Origin of the sequence: Lautropia mirabilis (assembly GCF_900637555.1) — a bacterium.
In the GTDB taxonomy this organism is placed as follows: domain Bacteria; phylum Pseudomonadota; class Gammaproteobacteria; order Burkholderiales; family Burkholderiaceae_E; genus Lautropia; species Lautropia mirabilis.
In genome coordinates this window covers 1,336,178-1,358,411 of the sequence record NZ_LR134378.1, presented here as the reverse complement: position 1 = coordinate 1,358,411, position 22,234 = coordinate 1,336,178, and the positions used below count along the sequence as shown (strand labels likewise).

Annotated in this window: 16 protein-coding genes; 10 read left to right on the top strand and 6 right to left on the bottom strand. The window is 67.6% G+C overall.

The features are described from left to right. Positions 1–65: 65 nt before the first annotated feature. Positions 66–1,064 (bottom strand): site-specific tyrosine recombinase XerD, encoded by a 999-nt coding sequence (gene xerD, locus EL249_RS05500; RefSeq protein ID WP_126348314.1) that lies wholly within the window; start codon positions 1,062–1,064, stop codon positions 66–68. A gap of 299 nt (positions 1,065–1,363) precedes the next feature. On the opposite strand from xerD, the gene tsaE reads away from it, so the two are divergent. Both tsaE and EL249_RS05490 read left to right on the top strand, forming a co-directional pair. Then, a complete protein-coding gene (tsaE, locus tag EL249_RS13510) occupies positions 1,364–1,963 on the top strand; it encodes a tRNA (adenosine(37)-N6)-threonylcarbamoyltransferase complex ATPase subunit type 1 TsaE (protein ID WP_005673826.1) in 600 nt (199 codons plus the stop codon). Then, positions 1,915–3,411: an N-acetylmuramoyl-L-alanine amidase gene (locus EL249_RS05490; protein ID WP_126348102.1), complete on the top strand. Its 1,497-nt coding sequence runs from the start codon at positions 1,915–1,917 to the stop codon at positions 3,409–3,411. The genes tsaE and EL249_RS05490 overlap by 49 nt, the downstream gene beginning before the upstream one ends. Before the next feature lie 102 nt (positions 3,412–3,513). Here EL249_RS05490 and EL249_RS05485 read toward each other — a convergent pair whose 3' ends face one another. From EL249_RS05485 to EL249_RS05470, 4 genes are all read right to left on the bottom strand, one after another. Further along, positions 3,514–4,848: a UDP-glucose dehydrogenase family protein gene (locus EL249_RS05485; RefSeq protein WP_005673828.1), complete on the bottom strand. Its 1,335-nt coding sequence runs from the start codon at positions 4,846–4,848 to the stop codon at positions 3,514–3,516. Positions 4,849–4,976: 128 nt separating this feature from the next. Beyond that, positions 4,977–6,368 (bottom strand): sensor histidine kinase, encoded by a 1,392-nt coding sequence (locus EL249_RS05480; RefSeq protein WP_005673830.1) that lies wholly within the window; start codon positions 6,366–6,368, stop codon positions 4,977–4,979. Then, positions 6,365–7,078, bottom strand: a complete 714-nt coding sequence (locus tag EL249_RS05475; RefSeq protein WP_005673831.1) for a response regulator transcription factor — start codon at positions 7,076–7,078, stop codon at positions 6,365–6,367. The genes EL249_RS05480 and EL249_RS05475 overlap by 4 nt, the downstream gene beginning before the upstream one ends. Next, positions 7,078–7,803 (bottom strand): PepSY domain-containing protein, encoded by a 726-nt coding sequence (locus EL249_RS05470; RefSeq protein ID WP_197721608.1) that lies wholly within the window; start codon positions 7,801–7,803, stop codon positions 7,078–7,080. The genes EL249_RS05475 and EL249_RS05470 overlap by 1 nt, the downstream gene beginning before the upstream one ends. A gap of 86 nt (positions 7,804–7,889) precedes the next feature. Here EL249_RS05470 and EL249_RS05465 point away from each other — a divergent pair, with 86 nt between their 5' ends. From EL249_RS05465 to EL249_RS05440, 6 genes are all read left to right on the top strand, one after another. After that, entirely contained in the window at positions 7,890–9,137 is a 1,248-nt protein-coding gene (locus EL249_RS05465; RefSeq protein ID WP_197721607.1) for a glycosyltransferase family protein, read from the top strand. Between the two features lie 42 nt (positions 9,138–9,179). Further along, positions 9,180–10,436 carry a glycosyltransferase family 4 protein gene (locus EL249_RS05460; RefSeq protein WP_005673834.1) on the top strand — a complete coding sequence of 419 codons (1,257 nt, stop codon included), beginning with the start codon at positions 9,180–9,182 and terminating at the stop codon, positions 10,434–10,436. A 17-nt stretch (positions 10,437–10,453) separates the two neighbouring features. After that, a complete protein-coding gene (locus EL249_RS05455; protein ID WP_040529958.1) occupies positions 10,454–11,650 on the top strand; it encodes a glycosyltransferase family 4 protein in 1,197 nt (398 codons plus the stop codon). Positions 11,651–11,707: 57 nt separating this feature from the next. Beyond that, positions 11,708–13,570, top strand: a complete 1,863-nt coding sequence (locus tag EL249_RS05450) for an ABC transporter ATP-binding protein (RefSeq protein ID WP_005673837.1) — start codon at positions 11,708–11,710, stop codon at positions 13,568–13,570. Beyond that, a complete protein-coding gene (locus EL249_RS13350) occupies positions 13,567–16,371 on the top strand; it encodes a phosphotransferase (protein ID WP_005673838.1) in 2,805 nt (934 codons plus the stop codon). Before EL249_RS05450 ends, EL249_RS13350 begins: the two co-directional genes overlap by 4 nt. A 165-nt stretch (positions 16,372–16,536) precedes the next feature. Beyond that, positions 16,537–17,895, top strand: a complete 1,359-nt coding sequence (locus EL249_RS05440) for an alginate export family protein (RefSeq protein ID WP_169311685.1) — start codon at positions 16,537–16,539, stop codon at positions 17,893–17,895. Positions 17,896–18,109: 214 nt separating this feature from the next. Here the strand turns inward: EL249_RS05440 and EL249_RS05435 are convergent, their stop codons facing one another. Continuing rightward, positions 18,110–18,763 (bottom strand): DedA family protein, encoded by a 654-nt coding sequence (locus EL249_RS05435; protein ID WP_005673840.1) that lies wholly within the window; start codon positions 18,761–18,763, stop codon positions 18,110–18,112. A 156-nt stretch (positions 18,764–18,919) separates the two neighbouring features. Between EL249_RS05435 and mutL the strand changes: the two genes are divergently transcribed. Further along, entirely contained in the window at positions 18,920–21,205 is a 2,286-nt protein-coding gene (gene mutL / locus EL249_RS05430; RefSeq protein WP_083799511.1) for a DNA mismatch repair endonuclease MutL, read from the top strand. Continuing rightward, positions 21,202–22,149: a tRNA (adenosine(37)-N6)-dimethylallyltransferase MiaA gene (gene miaA / locus EL249_RS05425; RefSeq protein WP_005673842.1), complete on the top strand. Its 948-nt coding sequence runs from the start codon at positions 21,202–21,204 to the stop codon at positions 22,147–22,149. The genes mutL and miaA overlap by 4 nt, the downstream gene beginning before the upstream one ends. The last annotated feature ends 85 nt before the right edge of the window (positions 22,150–22,234 follow it).

Sequence of the window (22,234 nt, the reverse complement as noted above, 5' to 3'; positions counted from 1 at the left end):
ATGGAATGAGGGCATCCATCATGCCCGGACATGAATGAAATGTTACAGGAAGCGCGCCGACTCCCCTACCCCCGCGGGTGGTGCTGCGCATGCAGCGCCTTCAGGCGCGCCCGCGCCACATGGGTGTAGATCTGGGTGGTGGAGATGTCGGCATGGCCCAGCAGCACCTGCACCACCCGCAGATCGGCCCCGTGGTTGAGCAGGTGGGTGGCAAAGGCGTGCCGCAGCGTATGCGGCGACAGCTGCGCCTCGATGCCCGCCCGCAGGGCATGGCGGCGGATGAGCACCCAGAACATCTGACGCGTCATGCCGGTGGCCCGCTGCGTGACGAACACGGCCTCGGCCTGTCGCGCCCCCAGCAACCGGGGACGCGCCTCCTGCAGGTAGCGCACCAGCCAGGCACGCGCCTCCTCGCCCAGCGGCACCAGCCGCTCCTTCGAGCCCTTGCCCACGATGCGCACCAGACTGTCCACCATCGACACCTCCGACAGTTTCAGCCCCACCAGCTCCGAAACCCGCAACCCGGTGGCGTAGAGCACTTCCAGCATGGCCCGGTCACGCAGGCCCAGCGCCGTCTCCACGTCCGGTGCGGCCAGTAGCGCCTCCACCTGGGCCTCGGACAACGTGGCCGGAAAGCGCGCCGGCTGCCGCATGGCACGGATGCGCAGCGTGGGATCATCCTGCCGTCGCCCCTCGCGCAGCAGGTGTCGATAGAAACGCTTGATGACCGTCAGCCGCCGATTGGCGGAACTGGGCTTGCCGTGCCCATGGGCGTCAGCCAGGTAGGCCAGCAGATCGGCCTCGCTGGCCTCGGCCAGCGCCACGCCCCGCGTCGAAGGGGCCAGCCAGCGCGCCAGCTGGACCAGATCACGCCGATAGGCCTGCAACGTGTTCTTCGACAGCCCGTCTTCCAGCCACAGGGCATCACTGAAGGACTGGATGTCGGCATCGGCCTGCCGGATCCGCTGGGCCACGGCGTCGATCTGCGCCTCCCCGCCCGACGCAGCAGGCGCGTCGGCCTTCTTCGGGCGCGCGCCCTGCCTGCCGGCCGTCGCGCCCTCCATCATCGCCCCTTTCCCGCTCATGCGTTCCATTCCTCCCCATCGCCCCCATCTGTTGCTATGCTGACAGGCAATGCGCCGTGCTGGCCGCGCCGGCAGACCGGCGGCCTGCGCGAGGCAGCCCAGGGAAAGATGTGTGGCAAAACCGCCCTCTCCCCGGATGGCCGACCTGCCGGCCTCCGGCCTCGAAAGCGGCCGCGTGCAGTCATCAACGGATCCGCCTTGCCCGTTCAATGGGTACCCGACCCGCCCCGCACAGGGTCTGACACATTGGCGGGAAACCAACGAACAGGGATACGAAATTGCAACGATACCGGCTAGCCGACGAACGGCAGACCGGCCGCTGGGCCCAGGCCCTGGCCCAGGCACTGCCCTCGCAAGACCTTGAGAGACAAGCGTTTATCGTCACCCTGCGGGGCGACCTGGGAGCCGGCAAGACCACGCTGGTCCGTTACATGCTGCGCGCGCTGGGCGTGCAGGGCCGCATCAAGAGCCCCACCTTTGCCCTGGTGGAATCTTATAATCTCCCGAAGTTCCCGGTCTACCACTTTGATTTATATAGGTTCTCGACGCCTGACCAGTGGTTCGATGCCGGGTTTGACGATATATTTGCCGGTGCCGGGCTGATGCTGGTGGAGTGGCCCGAGCAGGCTGCGGGCGCCTTGCCGGCAGCCGACCTTGATCTGCGACTGCTTCTTCCGGATCCCGACACCGACGAAACGCCCCAGGCAGTCCCTGCCGCGGGCGACACGCGCGGCGACGCCGCGGCAGGGACGGACACCGCCGAGACGGACCCGGACCCAGCCGAAGCCCGCCACCTGGAGGCCCATGCGCACAGTGCGCGCGGAACACAATGTCTGACGAAACTCGCCAACATCCTCGCAGCCGACGACGCCTGCTGAAGCTTGGGCTGGCCTCGCCATTGCTGCTGCCGCTGCACGCCGCCCAGGCTTCGGCGCCCATTCGCGTGGGCCAGCCATCCCGGCCGGGCAGCGCGCCTGCGCGTGCCTCCACCCCGAAAGCTGCCGCATCAGGCAGGACCGCCGCGACCCGAACCGCGTCCGCCAGTGTTGCCCCCGCCAAGGCCGGCACCGCCGGCGGCATCCAGCGCACGGCCCTGGAAACCCCGGCCAAGGCCGCGGCAGCCAGCACCGACAACCGTGCCATCGCGGCCGTGCGGATGTGGCCGTCACGCGAATACACCCGCGTCACCTTCGAGCTGACCCAGGCCATTCCTTTCCGTGCCCGCCTCATCGACAACCCCAATCGGGTCATCCTGGACCTGGAAGGGCTGGAGGTGGAATCGAAGGTGCGCGAGCTGCTGGGCAAGATCAGCACCAACGACCCCTTCGTGCGCCAGGTGCGCGTGGGTCAGTTCAACCCCGAGACCCTGCGCATCGTCTTCGACCTGAAGCAGGCCGTGGCACCGCAGGTGTTCACGCTCAAGCCCGCCGCCGGCTACCAGCACCGGCTGGTGCTGGACCTGTATCCCAAGCATCCGGTCGACCCGCTGGAGCAGCTGATCGCCGACGCCAACGGCAAGACACACGACAGCAAGGCCGCCAGTGGCCCGAAACAGGCCAGCAAGGGCAAGTCCTCGGCGGCCTCCGGCAAGAAAGCCCCTGCCCCCGAAGTGACGCGCACCTTCACCGTGGTGCTGGATCCTGGCCATGGCGGTGAGGACCCCGGCGCTACCGGCCCGATGGGCACGCACGAGAAGACCGTGGTGCTGGCCGTGGCCCACAAGGTGAAGAAGCTGCTGGCCAAGGAAGAGAACCTGCGCGTGGTGCTGACCCGCGACGACGACTACTACGTACCGCTGGGCAAGCGCGTCAGCAAGGCGCGCGGCGTGCGGGCAGACCTCTTCGTTTCCATTCACGCCGACGCCTTCGTCAAGCCCGATGCCCGCGGCTCGTCAGTCTTCGTGCTGTCCAACCACGGGGCCTCCAGCCTGGGCGCCAAATGGCTGGCCCGCAACGAGAACCGTGCCGACCTGATCGGGGGCGTCAACATCAAGACCGCCAGCACCCCCGAGACCGCCAGCCTGCTGATGGATCTCTACACCACCTCGCAGATCCGCGACAGCAAGGTGCTGGCCAAGCGCGTGCTGGCCGAGCTGGGCCAGATCGGGCGGCTGCACAAGGCCAGCGTCGAGCAGGCCAACTTCGCCGTGCTGCGCTCGCCGGACGTGCCGTCCGTGCTGGTGGAGACCGCCTTCATCAGCAACCCCGACGAGGAAAAGCGCCTGCGCCATCCCCAGTACCAGGACGAACTGGCCCGCGCCATCGCGCGGGGCATCCTGGACTACCGCAAGCTCAACCCACCGGGGCCGCGCGGCAAGCTCTCCTGACCCCGAAAGCACGGCGCGCCTGCCGGCGGGGCCAGCCCCGCCCCGGCATGCCCCCCGGATCCGCGGCAGTGGCAACGACACCAGCCACGGACCCGCCAAGCGTCAGGAGCGGCCGACGCTCACGTAGCGGAAGCCCAGCTCTCGCACCTTGGCCGGGATGTACATGTTGCGGCCATCCACCACCAGGTCGCCCCGCATGCCCTTGTGCAGCTTGCGGATGTCGGGCGAGCGGAACTGCGGCCATTCGGTCACCAGCACCAGCGCATCGGCCTCCTGCACGGCTTCGTACTGGTCCTGCACGAACACCAGATCACCGTTTTCCTGGGCCTCACGCGGCATCACGCGCGGCGCCGTGTCCTTCGTCTCCGGATCGTAGGCGCGTACCTGGGCACCGGCCTTCAGCAGCGACTCCACCAGCGTGATGCTGGGCGCCTCGCGCATGTCGTCAGTACCCGGCTTGAAGGCCAGTCCCCACAGCGCAATGGTGCGCCCCTTCATGTCGGGACCGAACTCCTCCACCAGCTTCTCGAAGAGCCACTGCTTCTGCACCTGGTTACGCCGCTCCACGGCGTTCAGCACCATCGGCTCGAAGCCGACCGAGCGCGCCATGCTGGCCAGCGCCTGCACATCCTTGGGCAGGCAGGAGCCGCCGTAACCGGCCCCCGAGCGCAGGAACTTGTCGCCAATGCGCGGGTCGGTACTGATACCCAAGCGCACGTGCTCCACATCCACCCCCAGGCGCTCGCACAGGCCGGCGATCTCGTTCATGAACGAGATGCGGGTGGCCAGCATGGCATTGGCTGCGTACTTGGCCATCTCGGCATCGCGCACGCCCATGTGAATCAGACGGGCGCCCTCCTTCACGAAGGGCTCATACAGGTCGTCCAGCAGCTGGCGGGCCCGCGGCGAATCGACGCCCACGATGATGCGATCGGGCTGCATGAAGTCCTCGATGGCCATCCCCTCCTTCAGGAACTCGGGGTTCGAGGCCACGTCGTACTCGATCTGCACGCCCCGGGCAGCCAGCTCGGCGTCCACGGCGGCGCGCACCTTCTCGGCCGTGCCCACCGGCACCGTCGACTTGTTGATGATCAGCGCCGGACGCTCCATGTGCTGACCGATCTCGCGGGCCACGGCCAGCACGTGACGCAGGTCGGCCGAGCCGTCCTCGTCCGGGGGGGTGCCCACGGCGATGCAGAAGATGTCGGCCTCACGCATGGCCTCGGGCAGCGAGGTGGTGAAGCTCAGGGCGCCGGTATCGGCGTTGCGGGCGATGATGGCATCGAGCCCCGGCTCGTAGATGGGCACTTCACCACGCTTGAGGCCCGCGATGCGCTCCTCGCTGATGTCCACACAAATGACCCGGTGGCCCTTGTCGGCCAGGCAGGCCCCCGAAACCAGACCCACATAACCCGATCCAACAACCACAAGATTCATGATCAATCCTTTCAAGGAAATAGATTATTTCAATCCAACTGCCGCATGAAGGGCGACAGGAACTCTCCGTCCCCGCATACAGCCATCGGGCCCGGTCCAACAAAAAACAGGAAATCTGATGCGCGTCGTCAGCGCGGCAGGCGTAGCGTCACGTGCAGGCCTCCCAATGGGCTGCGGCCCAGTTCCAGCCGCCCCTCGTAGGTCTCGGCAATGTCGTTGGCGATGACCAGTCCCAACCCACTGCCCTCGGTGCTTTCATCAAAACGCTGCCCTCGACGGATGGCCCGTGCGATCTCGTCATCATCCAGACCTGCACCGTCGTCCTCGATGCAGATGGCCAGCAGACCGGTGCGCGAGCGCATTCCGTCATCCTCGGTGGTGGGCTGGGTCAGCAACCGCACCGTCACCACCACCCGACTGCGGGCCCACTTGCCGGCGTTGTCCAGCAGGTTGCCCAGCATTTCTTCCAGGTCGGTGCTCTCGCCCCGCCAGTACACCCGACCCGGCACATCCAGTTGCCAGTCGATGCCGCGCGCCGCATGCAGCGTCTGCATCAGCCCGATCAGCCCCTGCAGGCACTCGTTCACGTCGATGCGCCGTCGATCGCCCGCCCCGCTGCCCGCCCGGGCCAGGTGGCGCTCGATCATCCGGTTCATCGTGTCGACCTGGCGGCGCACCTCCATCCCGTCGACCTCCGCCGAACGCGACTGGGCGTTGAGCAGCGCCAGCGGCTTCTTCAGTGCATGGCTGAGATCCGCCGCATTGCCCCGTGCCCGCGTCACGACCCGTGCGTTGCGCTCCAGCACCTCGTCGATCTCGGCCGCCAGCGGATCCAGGTCGGGACCATAGCCGCTGCCGGCACGATCGGCCTCGCCGGCATGGATGCGTTGCAGCGCATCATGCAGACGACGCAGCGGCCGCAACCCCAGCCAGACCTGCACATACATGCCGGCCACCATCGCCAGCGCCAGACCACCCAGCATCACCATCAGGATGCGGTCGATGCTGGCCATGTCCTTGCGACTGGTCTCGGCCGGACCGTAGACATACAGCCGGTACGCATGGCCATTGACGTGGAAGTTGCGCACCAACCCATACAGCAGCTCGTCACGCGGCCCACGGATGGTCATCAGCTCGGCAGAGCCCGCCACCGGTGAGGCCATGGCCGCATCCAGGCTGCTGTCCCACAGCGACCGGGAGCGATACACGGTACCCTCGGCTTCCAGCTGCCAGTACCAGCCCGAGAAGATGAAGCGGAACTCCTCGCTGACCAGCCGGTTGTCGAAGCTCACCCGTCCGTTGCCATCCACCGTCAGGCCTGCCACGATGCGGTCGGCCCGTTCATCGAGCGAACCGCTCATGCTGCGCAGGATGGCCGCATGCAGCTGATCGCGCATCAGCAGGCCGCCCACACCGGTGATCAGCAGCACCGCCAGCATGCCCAGCAGCATCAGCCGCTGTGCCAGCCCGATGCGCTGCACGCGCACCGGCCGGGTCGGTTGCACAGGACTGTCGCTCATGGGGCAGGATCGACGGACACATCGTCATCATCCCCTTCGGCCTCATCGCCTTCGGGCGCCGCAAGCACGAAACCACGACCACGCACGGTACGGATCATCGACACGCCCAGCTTGCGGCGGATGCGGCCGATCAGCACGTCCAGCGCATTGGAATCCGGATCGCTGTCGCGGGCATAGACATGCTCGACAATGTCGGTGCGGCTGAGCACCACACCAGGCTGGTGCATCAGGTAGGCCAGGATGCGCTCTTCCTGCGCCGTGAAGGCCAGTCGCCGGCCCTCCATCGAGAAACGCCCCTGCAGCGTGTCATAGGAAAGCGGCCCCACCTGCAGCACCGGATCGGCATGGCCATAGGCACGGCGCACCAGCGCGCGCAGTCGCACCACCACCTCTTCGTGCATGAAGGGTTTGGTGAGATAGTCATCAGCCCCTGCGCCGAAACCGGCCAGCTTGTCGCTCCAGCGACCGCGCCCGGTGAGGATCAGCACCGGGAAATTGCATCCCTGCTCGCGCCACTGCTTCAGCACCGAAATACCGTCCAGCTCAGGCAGCCCCAGGTCCAGCACCGCTGCATCATAGCGCTCGGTGCTACCCAGGAAGGAAGCCTCCTGACCATCCACTGCAAGCTCGGCCACCATGCCGGACTCTTCCAGCGCAACCTTCAGGCTCTGAGCCAGCTCGCGATCATCCTCGACAATCAGCACTCGCATCACCGCACCTCGATCTCTTCTTCGCTCAGGACCCTGCCCGTGACCGGGTCCAGCGTCAGCTCGATGAGCGAATCATTGGGGAGACGAAGGTCAATCTCGTACACGGGCTGCTCGTCACGATCGTACTTCAGCTCGACCTCCAGAACCGTGCCGGAATAGCGGCGCAGCAGCGATTCCAGCAGGTCGGGCAACGGCTTCATGCCGGGCGTGGGCACAAAGACACCGATGTCGGAGACCAGCTCACCGGTACTGGCATCGACGAACAGGCCACGCACCTGACCGTTTTCCTGCAGCACCCGCACGTGATAGATTTCGCGCCCCTGACGGCCACGCTCCAGATCCACGTCCACCACGCGACCCGGATGCTGTTTCAGCACCTTGCGCAGCAGGTTCGGCAGGTCAGCCAGCAGCGGCCCGGTCTCGCGACGGACTTCCTCACCGGTCACGGCGTCGATATGGATCTCGCGCCGGCGGCCACTCTCGTCCAGCAGGCGGACCTCGTAGACATGGCGCCCCTTGTCGTTGCGGTCCAGCTCCACATCCAGCACGTTGCCGGCATGCTTGCGCTGCACCGTCTGCAGGATCTCGGCCAGCGGCCGAAAACGCCCGGCCGTGACGGCATTGCGCACTTCGTCATGCTCGGCCGCCAGCGCGCCGGCTGCGGCCAAGGACAGCAGCGCAGCCACCGGAGCAGCAAGCAGGGAGGGGAGGAACCAGGTCTTCATGCCGAGCATCGTAGCCAATCCTGTCTGAACGAATCGTGAACCATGTCGTCAGGGTAGATTCACCACGAATGGGGGACAATGCAGGCATGACAGAACAGACCTGCGCCACGCCCTCTTCCATGCGTCCCCGCATCGCCCTCTATTCCCATGACACCATGGGCCTGGGTCACATCCGCCGCAACACGCTGATTGCCCAGACCCTCATCCAGCCGCCGCTGTCGGCTCAGGTCCTGCTGGTCTCCGGCATCCGCGAATCCGGCGCCTTTGCGCTGCCGCCAGGCATCGACAGCATCACCCTGCCCGCTTACCGCAAGCAGCCGGATGGCAACTATACCGCCCGCGCGCTCGACATGCCGCTGGAACAGCTCGTTGCGCTGCGCAGCCAGACCATTCTGGCCGCACTCACGGCCTTTGCGCCCCAGTTGCTGATCGTCGACAACGTGCCGCGCGGTGCACTGTCCGAACTGGATACGGTCCTGCCGACCATGCGGGCACGGGGCACGCGCATCGTGCTGGGCCTGCGCGACATCATCGACACCCCCGAGGCTGTGGCCCGGCAATGGGAACGCCAGAAGAATGCCGACATCCTGCGACGGTGCTTCGACGCCGTCTGGATCTATGGTGACCCCCGGGTCTACGACACCATCTCCGCCTACGGTCTGGACCGGCTCGAGAGCATCGAGGTCACGCCGGTGGGCTATCTGGACCCGAACCAGCGCTGGGAAGCAAAGAGCGACACGGGTGGCACCGCCTCGGACGGGACCGTGGCCGAAACGTCCGATGCCCCCTATGCCCTGTGCATGATGGGTGGTGGCCAGGACGGACTGGCCGTGGCCGAAGCCTTCGCGCGGGCGCCGCTGCCCAGCGGCTGGCGCGGCATCATCCTCACCGGCTCGATGATGCCGGCCGAGGCACGCCAGCGGCTGCAGGCCCTGGCCGATGCCCGGCCCGAGCTTCAGCTGCTCCCGTTCGTGGCCGAACCACTGACCCTCATCCGCAATGCCCGCGCCGTGGTGGCCATGGCCGGATACAACAGCACCATGGAAGTGCTGGCGCTGGGCAAGCGCACGCTGCTGGTGCCGCGCGTCACCCCCCGCGCCGAACAATGGCTGCGGGCCAGCCGACTGGCCGAGCTGGGCCTGGTGGGCTGTCTGCACCCCGACGAGCTGGATCCGGCCCGCGTGGGCGCCTGGCTGGCCGAAGCCGCCAAACCGGCCCCGGCCGTCAGCGCCCTGCAGGCGCTGGACTTTGGCGGACTGCGGCGCGTGGCCGAGCTGGCAGGCCAGCTGCTGGGCACGCCCAGTCCGGTGGCCCGGGTGCCTTCCGCGGCCTGATTCCCTTCTTCAACGGCTTCTTCTCTCTTTCAGGAACCTCCCATGTCCGAGCCCCGTTCTCCCATTGCCGTCGGCTACGTGCTCAAGCGCTATCCGCGCTTTTCGGAAACCTTCGTCGTCAACGAGATCCTGGCGCTGGAAAAGGCCGGCGTGCAGGTCGACATCTTTGCACTGGGCCCGGTCAGCGAGACCCACTTCCAGGAAGCCATCTCGCGCGTGCGCGCGCCGGTGCACCGCATCCGCCATCAGTTCCACGACACGGAGCTGTACTGGCAGCTGCTGGTTCAGGCACGCAAGGCCCTGCCCGAGTTCCGCCGCCTGGCTCATCTGGCCGATGAGCACGACTGGGTGACGGTCGGTCAGGCCGTGCTGCTGGCCATGCAGGCGCAGAGCAAGGGCATCCGCCATCTGCACGCCCACTTCGGCACCCAGGCCGCCACCGTGGCCCGGCTGGCCGCGGCCTTTGCCGGCATCCATTACAGCTTCACCGCCCACGCCAAGGACATCTACCACCAGTATGAAGAACCGGTACAGCTGGATCTGAAGATCCGCGATGCCGCCTTCACCGTCACGGTGTCGGACTACAACGTGGACTATCTGCGCACCCACTTTGGCGCGCCCACCGATCGCACCCACCGCATCTACAACGGCCTGGACCTGTCGGCCTTCCCGTACCACCCGCCCATCAACCGGCCCTCGCACGTGGTGGCCGTGGGTCGCCTGGTCGAGAAGAAGGGCTTCCCGTTCCTCATCGAGGCCATCGGCCTGCTGCGCGACCGGGGCATCGATTGCCGCTGCACGCTGGTGGGCGACGGCCCGCTGCGGCCGCAGCTGCAGAAGCAGATCGAGGACCTGGGGCTGACCGACCGCGTGCAGCTGGCGGGCGTGCGACCGCTGACCGAGGTGTCGGCCTTCCTGAAAGGGGCCGCCGTGCTGGTGGCGCCCTCCATCATCAGCGAAGGCGGTGACCGAGACGGCCTGCCCACCATTCTGGTGGAAGGCATGGCCCTGGGCACCCCCTGCATCTCCACGCAGGTCGTGGGCATTCCCGAGCTGATCCGTGACCACGAGACCGGCCTGTGCGTGGCCCCCAACGATGCCAAGGTGCTGGCCGACGCCATTGCCGAGATGCTGGGCAATCCCACCATGGCCCGCCTGCTGGCGGACAATGCTCGTGCCCTCATCGAGAGCGAGTACGACGTGCACCGCAACACGGCCCGCCTGCGCGACCTGTTCGCCCGGAGCATCCAGGCCGTGGACGCCCGGCACGCCGCACACCAGCCCAGCGCCACCGAATGAACCTTTCCGGAGTTTCCATGAAGAAACACATCGCCTATGTCTGCGCCGACGCCGGCATCCCGGTCTTCGGCACCAAGGGAGCCTCGATCCACGTGCAGTCGGTGGTGCGAGCCGCCCTGAAGGCCGGCCACCGCGTCACGCTGTTTGCCACCCGCTTCGACGGCCATGTCCCGCTGGGTCTGGAGAACGTCGCCTGCGTCCACCTGCCGGAGATCCCGCAGGGAGACCCCACCAAGCGCGCCCATGCCGCCCTTGAAGCGCGGGACCACATCGCCGAGCGGCTTGACGCGCACGCCCCCTACGACATGGTCTACGAGCGCTACTCGCTCTGGAGCGACGTGGGCATGCGCTGGGCCCGTGAACACGGCATCCCGGGCATTCTGGAAGTGAACGCGCCGCTCATCGAGGAGCAGCGCACCCACCGCCAGCTGGTGCTGGAAGACGAGGCGCACGCCGTGGCGCAGTCGGCCTTCTCGCAGGCCAGCGCCCTGCTGGCCGTCTCGCCCGGCGTGGCCGACTACCTGCACACCTGGCCCGGCACGAAGGGACGCGTGCATGTGGTGGCCAATGGCGTGGATCCGTCGCCCAGCGCCGACAGCGCCGAGCTGCGGGCCGCGCGCCATGCCGACATCAGCAACGAAACCCCGATCGTCATCGGCTTTCTGGGCACGCTGAAGCCCTGGCACGGCCTGCCGCTGCTGGTGGAGGCCTTCGCGCGCCTGCACCGGCGCTTCCCGCAGACCCGGCTGCTGGTGGTAGGTGACGGTCCCGGCCGCACCGACATGGAATCATCGCTCACGGCCCTTGGCCTGCTGCAGCACTGCCGCTTCACCGGCGCCGTGCAGGCACATGAGGTTCCGGGACTGCTGGCGCAGATGGACATTGCCACGGCGCCCTACCCGGCCCAGGACAACTTCTATTTCTCGCCCCTGAAGATCTACGAGTACCTGGCCGCCGAACTACCGGTCGTCACCACCCGCGTGGGCCACCTGGCCACCGTGGTGCTGCAGGACGTCGACGGTCTGCTGGTGCCCCCCGGAGATCCGGACGCCTTTGCCGATGCACTGGCCACCCTGGTCCAGGATCCGGCGCTGCGCCTGTCCATGGGCCGCCGTGGCCGTCAGCGCATCGTGGCCGAACACAGCTGGGATGCCGTCATCGCACGCATTCTGGCCATGGCCGATGCTGCCATGCCGGACAGCCCCGTGATCTGATCGACCGCCCCCGGATTGCCCACGTTCAAGCCCGTCGCAAGAGGAGCCCTTTTTCCCGTGCCCCAGAAAGACACACGCCCCACCGGCAGCCCCATCCGCCGTGTCCTGAAACGCTTCCGTCCCTTCATGAAGGGACAGGGGCCGCTGCTGGCCGGCTCGCTGGCGGCACTGCTGCTCAGCACCCTGATGCGGCTGGCCGAACCCTGGCCGCTGGCCTTCGTGGTGGACCACGTGCTGGGCGACCCGAAGAACGGCCACAAGGCGCTGGGCCAGTGGCTGGGCAGCCTGGAGACGATGGAAATCGTCTGGCTCTCGGCCGTGGCGGTGGTGGCCTTTGCCGCCCTGCGGGCGCTGGCCGGCTTCCTGTCCACCGTGGGCTTTGCGCGCATCGGCAACGAAGTGCTCAGCAAGGTCCGCAACGTGCTCTACAACCGGTTGCTGCGCCTGTCGCTGGCCTTCCATCAACGCCAGCGCAGCGGCGACCTGGCGCTGCGCCTGGTCAACGACGTGGGCCAGCTTCGCGAGGTGACGGTCTCGGCCCTGCTGCCGATGATGGCCAACGTCTTCATCCTGGTGGGCATGTTCGGGGTGATGTTCGTGCTGAACTGGCAGCTGGCGCTGATCTCGCTCATCCCGCTGCCGGTGATGTGGCTGTCGGCCAAGCGCAGCAGCCGGCTCATCCACGAGGCCAGCCGTCGTCAGCGTACCCGTGAAGGATCGCTGGCCGCCACGGCAACCGAATCGATGTCGGCCATCCGCACCGTACAGTCGCTGGCGCTGGAAGAAGGCTTCTCGCGCATGTTCCGCGGCAATGACGGCCAGGCCGCCAACGCCGACATGAACACCAAGCGGCTCTCGGCCGGCCTGGAGCGCTCCATCGACCTGCTGGTGGCCTGCGCCACGGCCCTGGTGCTGTGGCAGGGCGCGCTGCAGGTGATCGCCGGCTCGCTCACGGCTGGCGATCTGCTGGTGTTCATCTCGTACCTGAAGAACTCCATGCGCCCGGTGCGCGAGTACGCCAAGTACGCCGGACGCCTCTCCAAGGCCCTGGCCTCGGCCGAGCGCATCTCCGACATCCTGGAGGAATCGCCCGACATCGCAGACCGCCCGGATGCGCGGTCTGCCCCGGCCTTCCGCGGCCAGCTCGCCTTCCGCAACCTGCACTTTGCCTATGAAGACGGTGCACGCCCCGTCTTCAAGGGACTGGACCTGCAGCTGGATGCCGGCGAGCACGTCGCGGTCGTGGGCCCCTCGGGCATCGGCAAGTCCACGCTGTCGGTGCTGCTGCTGCGCCTCTACGATCCGCAGGAAGGCCGCATCGAGATCGACGGCCACGACATCCGCGAATGGAAGACGGCCAGCGTGCGCCGCCAGATCGGCCTGCTGCCGCAGGATGCGCTGATGTTTGCCTCCAGCATCCGCGACAACCTGGCCTGCGCCGCCGGCCGCAAGGTCAGCGATGCCGAGATCATCGAGGCTGCCAAGCTGGCCAATGCACACGACTTCATCACGGCACTGCCCGAAGGCTACGACACGGTCATCGGCGAGCGCGGCGCCACGCTGTCAGGCGGCCAGCGCCAGCGTCTGGCCATCGCCCGACTGGCCCTGCGCCGCTGCCCCATCGTGGTGCTGGACGAGCCCACCACCGGACTGGATCGCGCCAGCGAGGCCGTGGTGCGCCACGCCATCACCCGCCTCATCGACAGGCGCACGGCGCTGATGATCACCCACGATCTGGATCTGGCATCGCAGGCCGACCGGATCGTCTACGTGGACCAGGGCGGCATTGCCGAATCCGGCACCCACGCGGAGCTGCTGAAGAACGATGGTCCCTACGCGGCCCTGTGGCAGATACATCGCCAGGCCGTGGGCGACCTGCAGGCCAAGGCCGCGCTGGCCGACACCGGGAGCGATGCATGAAGATCGAGACCGAACAGGCCCTGCTCGGGCAGGAACCCGACATGCCCGGCCTGTCGCTGCTGCTGGACGAGCAGGCGCTGCTGGATGTGGTGCAGCTGCAGCTGCCGGCAGCCGACATCTCCCGCATCCGTATCGACTACCTGCGCTACAAGCCCGGTACAGGCTGCCTGGCCGGGCTGCGGGTCTTCGACGTGCTGGGCCGCTCGCAGCACGCCTTTGCCCGCGTGCTGCCCCGCGACAGCACCGCCTGGCCATATCAGTCGCGGCGCCTGCTGAAACGCAGCGCCCGTGACGGCCGCTTCTCGGCGCATGTGCTACCTGCCTGGCACCTGCTGCTGGCCAGCGCCGTTCACGACCGGCGCATCACGGCCCTGGCGAGCCTGCTGCACGACCCCGACATGCTCACCGGCCATCATTCGCTGCCGGACGACTTCCGCCCCTGGCCGGCGCCCCACGGCACGACAGGCCTTCTGCAGGATGCCCCCGCCACCCTGTACGACAGCCGCCTGTTCGGTCAGGTTCTGCGCTACAAGCCCGAACGGCGGCTGGTGATGCGACTGCAGCAGGACGGTCGGCCCCGTGGCCTGCTGCGTGCCTGCATCGAGCATGACTTCGAGGCCACACTGGCCGGTGCCCAATTGGCCCAGACAGTCCAGTCCACGCCGCTGCTGGCCGTGGATGCAGCCCGGCATTGTCTGGTGCTGCCCTGGCTGGCCGGCCAGAGCCTGGACCAGCTGTTTGCCGCCGAACTGCCTGTCATCACCCCGGATCCGCTGTCGGTGGCCGACGCCGCCCCATCCGTAACGGCACGCCGCTTTGCCATTGAGGCGGCCGATCTGTCCCTGCTGACCGACGTGGGCCAGCTGCTGTCGAACCTGCATCAGACCAGCGCCCCGCATCCCGTCCAGCGTCACACCGCGCACGACATCGACGCCCTGCAGCAGGCCTGCACCACCCTGGCCTACCTGCAGCCCGAGCTGGCCGACGAGGTCCGTACCCTGTGCGCCCGGACCACTCTGGCCCTGCAACAGGGCATCTGGCAGCCGCGCATCACCCACGGCGACATGTCGCTGGAACAGCTGGTGCGCAACGACCTGGGCCAGATCCTCATCATCGACTGGGACAGTGCCGCCTGGGGCGACCCGATGGCTGACTTCGGCTCGCTGCTGGCCCGGCTCGTCGTGCAGCACCTGCAGCGCCACCGTCCCTTCATCCCGCTGGACCCGCTGTCCGCGGACGACGGCACGGCCGAACAAGACTGGAATCACCCCGCATTCACCGCTGCGCCCTCCATCGACAGCACCTCACGCCCCGTTCAGGAAAGTCTGGAGCTGCTGGAGGCGGCACGCGAGGCCCTGCTGGAAGGCCATGGCCGGATCCTCTCCTTCGAGGACCGCAAACGCGCCGGCTGGCACACGGTGGCCCACCTGCTGCGCATGATGCCCGAGGGCTTTCGTCGTCGCCGTGCTGACTGGCCGATGCTGATGCAGCAGATCCTGCAGGTTGCCCAGCACCTGGCCGGCCGGCTGCAGCCGCTTGCCCCGCCGGCGGGCCGCACCGGAGGACAGGCCCAAGCCCCGCAGGAACGTCCTGAAGCGACCGGCGTGCATGGCGGGCCCGCCCCACAGGGCACGGCCTCCGTGAAGGACGCACAGCCAAGCGCGCACGACACCCCTTCAGCAGCGCCTTCCGCATCCTCCGCGGCGCCCTCGGCGTCATCGGATGATCCCGCCACCTGGCCCCAGACCGACGTGTCCCTGATGCAGCCGCTGCTGCTGGATGCCCTGCATCTGCGCCCTGACGCCTGGACACTCCAGCCGGTGCAGGTGCTGCGCCACAAGGCCGGCCGTCGTGCCCTGCTGGAGTACCGGCTGCTCCCCTCGTCGGTCACCGATGGCCAGGAGCAGATCCTGCTGGGCAAGCTGCGCTTCAAGGGCGCTGACCGTCACGGCTTCCGGGTGCAGCAGGCGCTACATGCACGCGGCTTCAGCCTGCCCTGGCTGGGCGTCCCCGAGGCACTGGCCATCCTGCCCGAGCAGAAGCTGTGGCTGCAGCGCAAGGTTCCCGGCGTGATGGCCACGCCGCTGCTGCGCCCCGGCAGCAGCACAGAGCTGGCCACGCGCATTGGTCGGGCCCTGGCCGCGCTGCACCATGCGGGCGCCCACCTGCTCCAGGCGTCGGAAGCCTCGTTCCTGCCCCATGGCAACCCGGCATCCGCTCCCCCTCAGGCAGCAGCGGCCGGCTCGGCCTCCCATGGCGCACCGGTTCAGTCGGTTACTGTCCGCCCCCTGATCACGAAACGCTGGACACTGGATGATGAGCTGCAGATGCTGCACCAGCGCCTGCGTGAGGCCGCTGCGCTGCGTCCCCAGTGGGCTGGGCGCATCGAGGCCCTCATTCCGGCCACGCAGCGACTGGGAGCGCATCTGCTGCCCAACCCAACCACCGGCATCCACCGTGACTGCTATGCCGACCAGGTGCTGGTCGATGGCGAGCAGCTGTACTGGCTGGACCTGGACCTGTTCTGCGAAGGGGATCCCGCGCTGGACGTGGGCAACTTCATCGCGCACCTGATGGAGGACGGACTGCGTCACCACGGCGACATCTACGCCCTGCGCCCGCACCAGGACGCACTGCTTGAGGCCTTCCTGCAGGACTCGCCCCAGGTGAACGAGCGCACGCCCACCGGCTGGACGCTGCTGGCACTGGCACGACACATCTACCTGTCGACCCGTTTCCCCGATCGGCACCACACCACCCTGCCACTCCTGGAATATTGCGAGGCACAGCTGCGCCCCTGAGACCCTTCCCCTGAACAGGGACATCGACCACAGAAACAACGACGAATCCCGCGCGCCGGTGCGCTGCTGGCATGAATGCATGCGTACCGGCGGGATGCAACGGCCAGATGGACCGGCCTCTTTCCTGAAGTCATTCAACAACTCACCAGACTCGGAGATATTCGCATGCGAACCACCGTTCTCGAGACCCGACCACACGAGCGGGCACAACAGCCTCGTCATGCCGTCCCCTTCATGGCCCGCTCCCTGCTTGCCCTTGCGCTGAGCGCGACCCTGGTCCCCGGCGCCCACGCCGAGAAACCCATCGAATGGCAGGAGCCCGGCCTCCAGCTGCGCTCGCGCCTGTCCTTCGAGACCGAGTTTCTGCGCAACCGCCAGCTGGCTGCCCGCGACATTCGCACCAAAACCGAGATCACCCCCGAGGCCAGGCTCGCAGGCCGCTGGCAGTTCGACCGGCGCTGGGGGATTGCGGGCGAACTGGAACTGGAAGATGCCACCGAGCGCGAGACGGGCAGGAACACCAATCACGACACCGTGCTGAAGGTCAAGCAGCTGTACGGCGAAGCACAACTTCAGGAATACGGTGCCCGTCTGCGCCTGGGCCGCGTCTCCCGCACCGATGATCGTGGCTGGTTCTTCGACACCGAGTTCGACGGCGTGGAAGGCACCCTCGAACAGGGCCCCTGGCAGGTGGTCGCCTTCTACGCCCGCGTGGGTCAGTGGGACCGTGATCTGCTGAGCAGCCGCGAAAGACGCAGTGACGGTACCGACTACCTGGCGGCCCTGGGCACCTACCGGCTTTCCGACACCCACCAGCTGCTGCTGAAAGCCCTGCACCAGAACAACGACCGCACCGATCGGCGTCTCACGCATGTGGCCGCCGGCTCGCAGAACATGCCCAAGAAAGGCATGCAGCACTGGGCCATGGTGAGCCTGGTCAGCGGCCATGAAGGCGGCCGCAGCGTGCTGGGCGAGGCCATCGACCTGGGCGCCACCTGGTTCCTGGACGAACAGAGCGAGTGGGCGCCACGTGCCACCCTCGGCTATGCCTGGGGCAGTGGCGACGACGGCAATGGCAAGGACAACGCCCACCGCCAGAGCGGCCTGCAGAACAACAAGGCCAAGCTGGGCAACATCATGGACTTCGAGGTCTATGGCGTGGCACTGGACCCACAGCTCTCCAACCTGCATGTGCTGACGGCCGGCGTGGGCTTTGCCCCCATGGAAAAGAGCACCCTGGACCTAGTGTTCCACCACTACCGGCAGGACAAGGTGGGTGCCCTGGGAAGCGACCGTAGCAACCTGCGCCCCCGCGGCGACCAGCTGAACAAGCGCGCACTGGGCAACGGCATCGACATCGTCTGGGGCTGGCGGCCGACCAAGCAGTGGCGCGTGGAAGTGGCCGGCGGCGTCTTCATGCCGTCCAGCCGTTTCCGCCACAACAACCGGGCCAATGCCGACAAGTCGAGCAACGTCTACGCCGGCAGCGTGGAAATCAAGTACTACCCGAACTGGTCGTTCTGAGCCTGCACCTGCCTCGGCCCCCTCGGGGCCGACCGTGGGCATGCAGGTACCGGGGCAAGCCGGATGGTTCCGGCTCGGAAAACCCAAGAGAAGCGGGCCAGCCCACCACATGGGCCGGCCCGCATGACCTGAGCATGACGTGAAAGAAAAAGGGCGCCACAGGCGCCCTTTCCGCTTTCTGCCGACGGGCCAGCCGCGGCTGGCCACCACGTCGTCAGGCAGCCTTCTGCTTCCGGCGGTTGAGGTAGTGCCGCACCACCTCGAAGACGGCAGGCAGGCCGGGGATGATGATCATCGCCAGCGTCACCCACGAGAAATGGGCCTTGACCCAGTCGTTGTTGCCGATGAGATAGCCCAGGCCCGACAGGCCGACCACCCACAGCACGCCGCCCACGATGTTGAACATCGCGAAGCGCGCATAGGTCATCTGTGCCACCCCCGCCACGAAGGGCGCGAAGGTGCGGATGAAGGGCATGAAGCGCGCCACGATGATGGTGATGCCACCATGCTTCTCATAGAAGGCGTGCGTGCGGTCGAAGGCCTCGCGGTTGAAGAAGCGGCTGTCTTCCCAGCTGAACACCTTCGGACCGATGTAGCGGCCAATGGAGTAGTTCACGGCATCGCCCAGCACGGCGGCCACGGCCAGCAGGCCCATCAGCAAGGGCAGATCCAGTCCGCCCACAGCCGCGATGGCACCGGCCACGAACAGCAGCGAGTCTCCCGGCAGGAAAGGCATCACCACCAGCCCTGTCTCGATGAAGATGATGGCGAACATCAGCGCATAGACCCAGACGCCGTAGTTCTGCACCACCATTTCCAGGTGCTTGTCCAGATGCAGAAAGATGTCGAGCAAGGCAGAGAAATCCATGAGTGGAGTTTTCCAGGCAGACGATAGAGGATGCACAGTTTACCCGAGGGGTTTTCCGCCAGCTGAGATGACACGACGCCGCAGACGGACACCGGCATGACACCCCTGTCACATGCGTCGACACCCGGCCCGCGGGCGGCTCTGCAATAATGGCGGATGCCTCCTGCGCCCTCGTCGGATATGTCCACGCCCGCCAGCCAGTTCCCCCTGCCCGCCGCATCCGGCGCCGGGCCCACCCGCCCCATTGCCCTGCTGCCCGACGTGCTGATCAGCCAGATCGCCGCCGGCGAGGTCATCGAGCGCCCTGCCTCCGCCATCAAGGAGCTGCTGGAGAACGCGCTGGATGCCGGGGCCAGCCAGATCGAGATCCGCATCGAGGAAGGCGGTCTGCGCCGGCTTCAGGTCATCGACAACGGCCGGGGCATCGAGAAAGACCAGCTGCCGCTGGCCCTGGCCCGGCACGCCACCAGCAAGATTGCCTCGCTGGCCGACCTGGAGCATGTCACCTCGCTGGGCTTCCGGGGCGAGGCCCTGGCCTCGATGGCCGCCGTCTCGCGCCTGACCCTGGCCAGCCGCCCGCTGGCCGCCGAACACGGCTGGAAAGTGGACGTGCAGCCCGGCCAGGCCGCTCCGCCGCCCGAGCCCGCCGCCATCGCTCCCGGCACCGTCATCGAGGTCATCGACCTGTTCTCGGCCACCCCGGCGCGGCGCAAGTTCCTGAAGTCGCCGGCCACCGAGGCCGCCTACTGCCTGGACGCCATCCGGCGCATTGCCCTGTCGCACCCGGCCGTGCAGTTCGTCGTCCATCAGGACGGCCGCGAAGTGCGCCGCTGGCCCGCCACCACGCCCGCCCAGCGCATCGAGAACCTGGTGGGCGACGGTGCGCGGCTGCTGCCCGTCTCGGCCCAGGCCGGTCCGCTGGCCGTGGAAGGCCTGCTGGGCGAACCGGACGCCGCCCGCGCCCGCAGCGACCGGCAATACCTGTTCGTCAACGGCCGCTTCGTGCGCGACCGCATGCTGGCCCAGGCCATCCGCCAGGCCTTCCGCGACCGCCTGCACGGCGAGCGCTACCCCGTCTTTGCACTCTTTTTGACCATCGACCCCACGCTGGTGGACGCCAACGTCCACCCTGCCAAGACCGAGGTCCGCTTCCGCGATCCCGGCGCCGTGCGCCACCTGGTCTTTCATGCCATCGAGAACGCGCTGGCCGCCACCCTGCCCCAGCAGCGTCAGGGCGCCAGCCGCACCATCGAACTGGCCGGTGGATCGGGCATGGGCGCCGGCACGGATGTCAGCGGCTACACCTCCGACCGGCACACGGTCCGTACCCTGCCGGGGCACCAGCCCGCCGCTGCCCCTGGCGGGCGCCCTGGCGCTGGCAGCCTTCCCATGGCCCGCCATGTGCAGGCCCATGACACCGCGGGCCCCCGCGCGCCCCACCACAGCCCGGCACACGATGTGGCGGCCAATCGCGCCAGTCTGGCCTTCCAGGCGCCACATCGTCAGCCTGCCCCCGACTGGCAGCAGGTGGAACTGCGTGCTGCCCCCTCGGACGACACGGGCACGTCCCCAGTTGGCCGTGCGGAAGGGTCATCGGCAGATACCACCTTGGCAACCCCTGCCCCTCATGCCGCCGAGGTACGCCCCGGCTGGCCTGGCGTGACGGGTAGCGCCACGGCTGAGACCGCGGGATCTGCGCCCGGCATCGTGCCTCCCGCCGCTGCCACCACGGCAGGCACCATGGCAAGCGCCATGGCAGACGGGATTGCCGGTGGAGCCTCGGGTACAGCGAGCACTGCCGGCTCTACACCATCCACATCCACGGCTCCCGCGCCGGACACCCCACCACTGGCGCACACGCCCCGCATGGGCTTTGCCCTGGCCCAGCTGCACGGCATCTACATCCTGTCGCAGACGGCGGATGGTTTGATCATCGTGGACATGCACGCCGCGCACGAGCGCATCGTGCTGGAGCGCCTGAAGAAAGCCCACCGCGACCATCGGATCGCCCGACAGCCGCTGCTGATTCCCGCCGTCTTCCAGGCCACCGAACTGGACGTGGCCACCGTCACCGACGACGCCGACTCCCTGGGCGATCTGGGCATCGACCTGGAAGTGCGTGGCCCCGACACCCTCGCCGTCACCAGCGTACCTGCCCTGCTGTCGCGCGCCAACCCCGAGAAGCTGGCCCGCGAAGTGCTGGCCGCCTGGCAGGCGCCCGCACAGCATAACGCGCTGGAAAAGCGCCTGGACCGCCTGCTGGCCACCATGGCGTGCCATGGTTCGGTACGCGCCAACCGCGCCCTGACCCTGCCCGAGATGAACGCCCTTCTGCGCGACATGGAAGCCACGCCCGACGCGGATTTCTGCAACCACGGCCGCCCCACGTGGTTCCGGCTGACGCTGGAAGAGCTGGACCGCTGGTTCATGCGGGGGCAATGAGCATGCGCGCCCTGATGCTGCTGGGCCCCACCGCCTCCGGCAAGACCGCGCTGGCGCTGGAACTGGCAAGACACCTGCCGGTGGAGATCATCAGCGTGGACTCTGCGCTGGTGTACCGCGACATGGACATCGGCACCGCCAAGCCCACTGCCGAAGAAAGAAGTTCGGCGCCTCATCACCTCATCGATATCCGCGATCCGGTGCAGAGCTACAGTGCTGCGGAATTTGCCACCGATGCCTGGCGGCTTATCGACGAGATCGAGGCACGCGGCCGCCTGCCACTGCTGGTGGGTGGCACGATGCTGTATGCGCGCACGCTGCTGCATCCCATGGACGACCTGCCCGGCGCCCGTCCCGACATCCGCGCCCGGCTGGATGCAGAAGCGGCCGAGCACGGCTGGCCCTACCTGCACCAGCGCCTGGCCACGCTGGATCCGATCACCGCCCAGCGCCTGCACGCCACCGACGCCCAGCGCATCCAGCGCGCGCTGGAAATCATCGAGATCACCGGCCAGCCCCTGTCCACCCTGCACGCCGCCGGCCAGAAGCCCAAGGCCCATCCCGACATCCGTATCGTCAGTCTGGAACCGGGTGATCGAAGCCAGCTGCATGCTCGCATTGCCCAGCGCTTTGCGCAGATGCTGGAACACGGCTTCATCGACGAAGTGAAGCACCTGCACGCCCGCCCCGAACTGCACGCCGAACTGCCGGCCATGCGCACCGTCGGCTACCGTCAGGTGTGGCAGATGCTGGATGGCGAACGCACACCCGACACCCTCTTCGAGGCCGGCGTGGCCGCCACCCGCCAGCTGGCCAAGCGCCAGCTCACCTGGCTGCGCTCGCTGCCCGTGGACCTGCGGCTGGATTGCCTGCGCGTTGGGTTGGGCGATGAGGTGATGCGGTTCATTGAGGCCAGCAGGAACGTTCCTGTCAGTGCACGCTGAAGCGGGCTACTGACGTGCTGCGGGGCAGGCAAGGTGGCCTGTGGTGGCTGACCTATGGATGAACGATGGCAGGTTTCTGTACGAG

Excerpts from the sequence above, each read along its gene's own strand:
- xerD (WP_126348314.1), bottom strand. The coding sequence starts at position 1,064 with ATGGAGGGCGCGACGGCCGGCAGGCAGGGCGCGCGCCCGAAGAAGGCC.
- EL249_RS05490 (WP_126348102.1), top strand. The coding sequence starts at position 1,915 with ATGTCTGACGAAACTCGCCAACATCCTCGCAGCCGACGACGCCTGCTG.
- EL249_RS05485 (WP_005673828.1), bottom strand. The coding sequence starts at position 4,848 with ATGAATCTTGTGGTTGTTGGATCGGGTTATGTGGGTCTGGTTTCGGGG.
- EL249_RS05480 (WP_005673830.1), bottom strand. The coding sequence starts at position 6,368 with ATGAGCGACAGTCCTGTGCAACCGACCCGGCCGGTGCGCGTGCAGCGC.
- EL249_RS05475 (WP_005673831.1), bottom strand. The coding sequence starts at position 7,078 with ATGCGAGTGCTGATTGTCGAGGATGATCGCGAGCTGGCTCAGAGCCTG.
- EL249_RS05470 (WP_197721608.1), bottom strand. The coding sequence starts at position 7,803 with ATGAAGACCTGGTTCCTCCCCTCCCTGCTTGCTGCTCCGGTGGCTGCG.
- EL249_RS05465 (WP_197721607.1), top strand. The coding sequence starts at position 7,890 with ATGACAGAACAGACCTGCGCCACGCCCTCTTCCATGCGTCCCCGCATC.
- EL249_RS05460 (WP_005673834.1), top strand. The coding sequence starts at position 9,180 with ATGTCCGAGCCCCGTTCTCCCATTGCCGTCGGCTACGTGCTCAAGCGC.
- EL249_RS05455 (WP_040529958.1), top strand. The coding sequence starts at position 10,454 with ATGAAGAAACACATCGCCTATGTCTGCGCCGACGCCGGCATCCCGGTC.
- EL249_RS13350 (WP_005673838.1), top strand. The coding sequence starts at position 13,567 with ATGAAGATCGAGACCGAACAGGCCCTGCTCGGGCAGGAACCCGACATG.
- EL249_RS05440 (WP_169311685.1), top strand. The coding sequence starts at position 16,537 with ATGCGAACCACCGTTCTCGAGACCCGACCACACGAGCGGGCACAACAG.
- EL249_RS05435 (WP_005673840.1), bottom strand. The coding sequence starts at position 18,763 with ATGGATTTCTCTGCCTTGCTCGACATCTTTCTGCATCTGGACAAGCAC.
- mutL (WP_083799511.1), top strand. The coding sequence starts at position 18,920 with ATGCCTCCTGCGCCCTCGTCGGATATGTCCACGCCCGCCAGCCAGTTC.
- miaA (WP_005673842.1), top strand. The coding sequence starts at position 21,202 with ATGAGCATGCGCGCCCTGATGCTGCTGGGCCCCACCGCCTCCGGCAAG.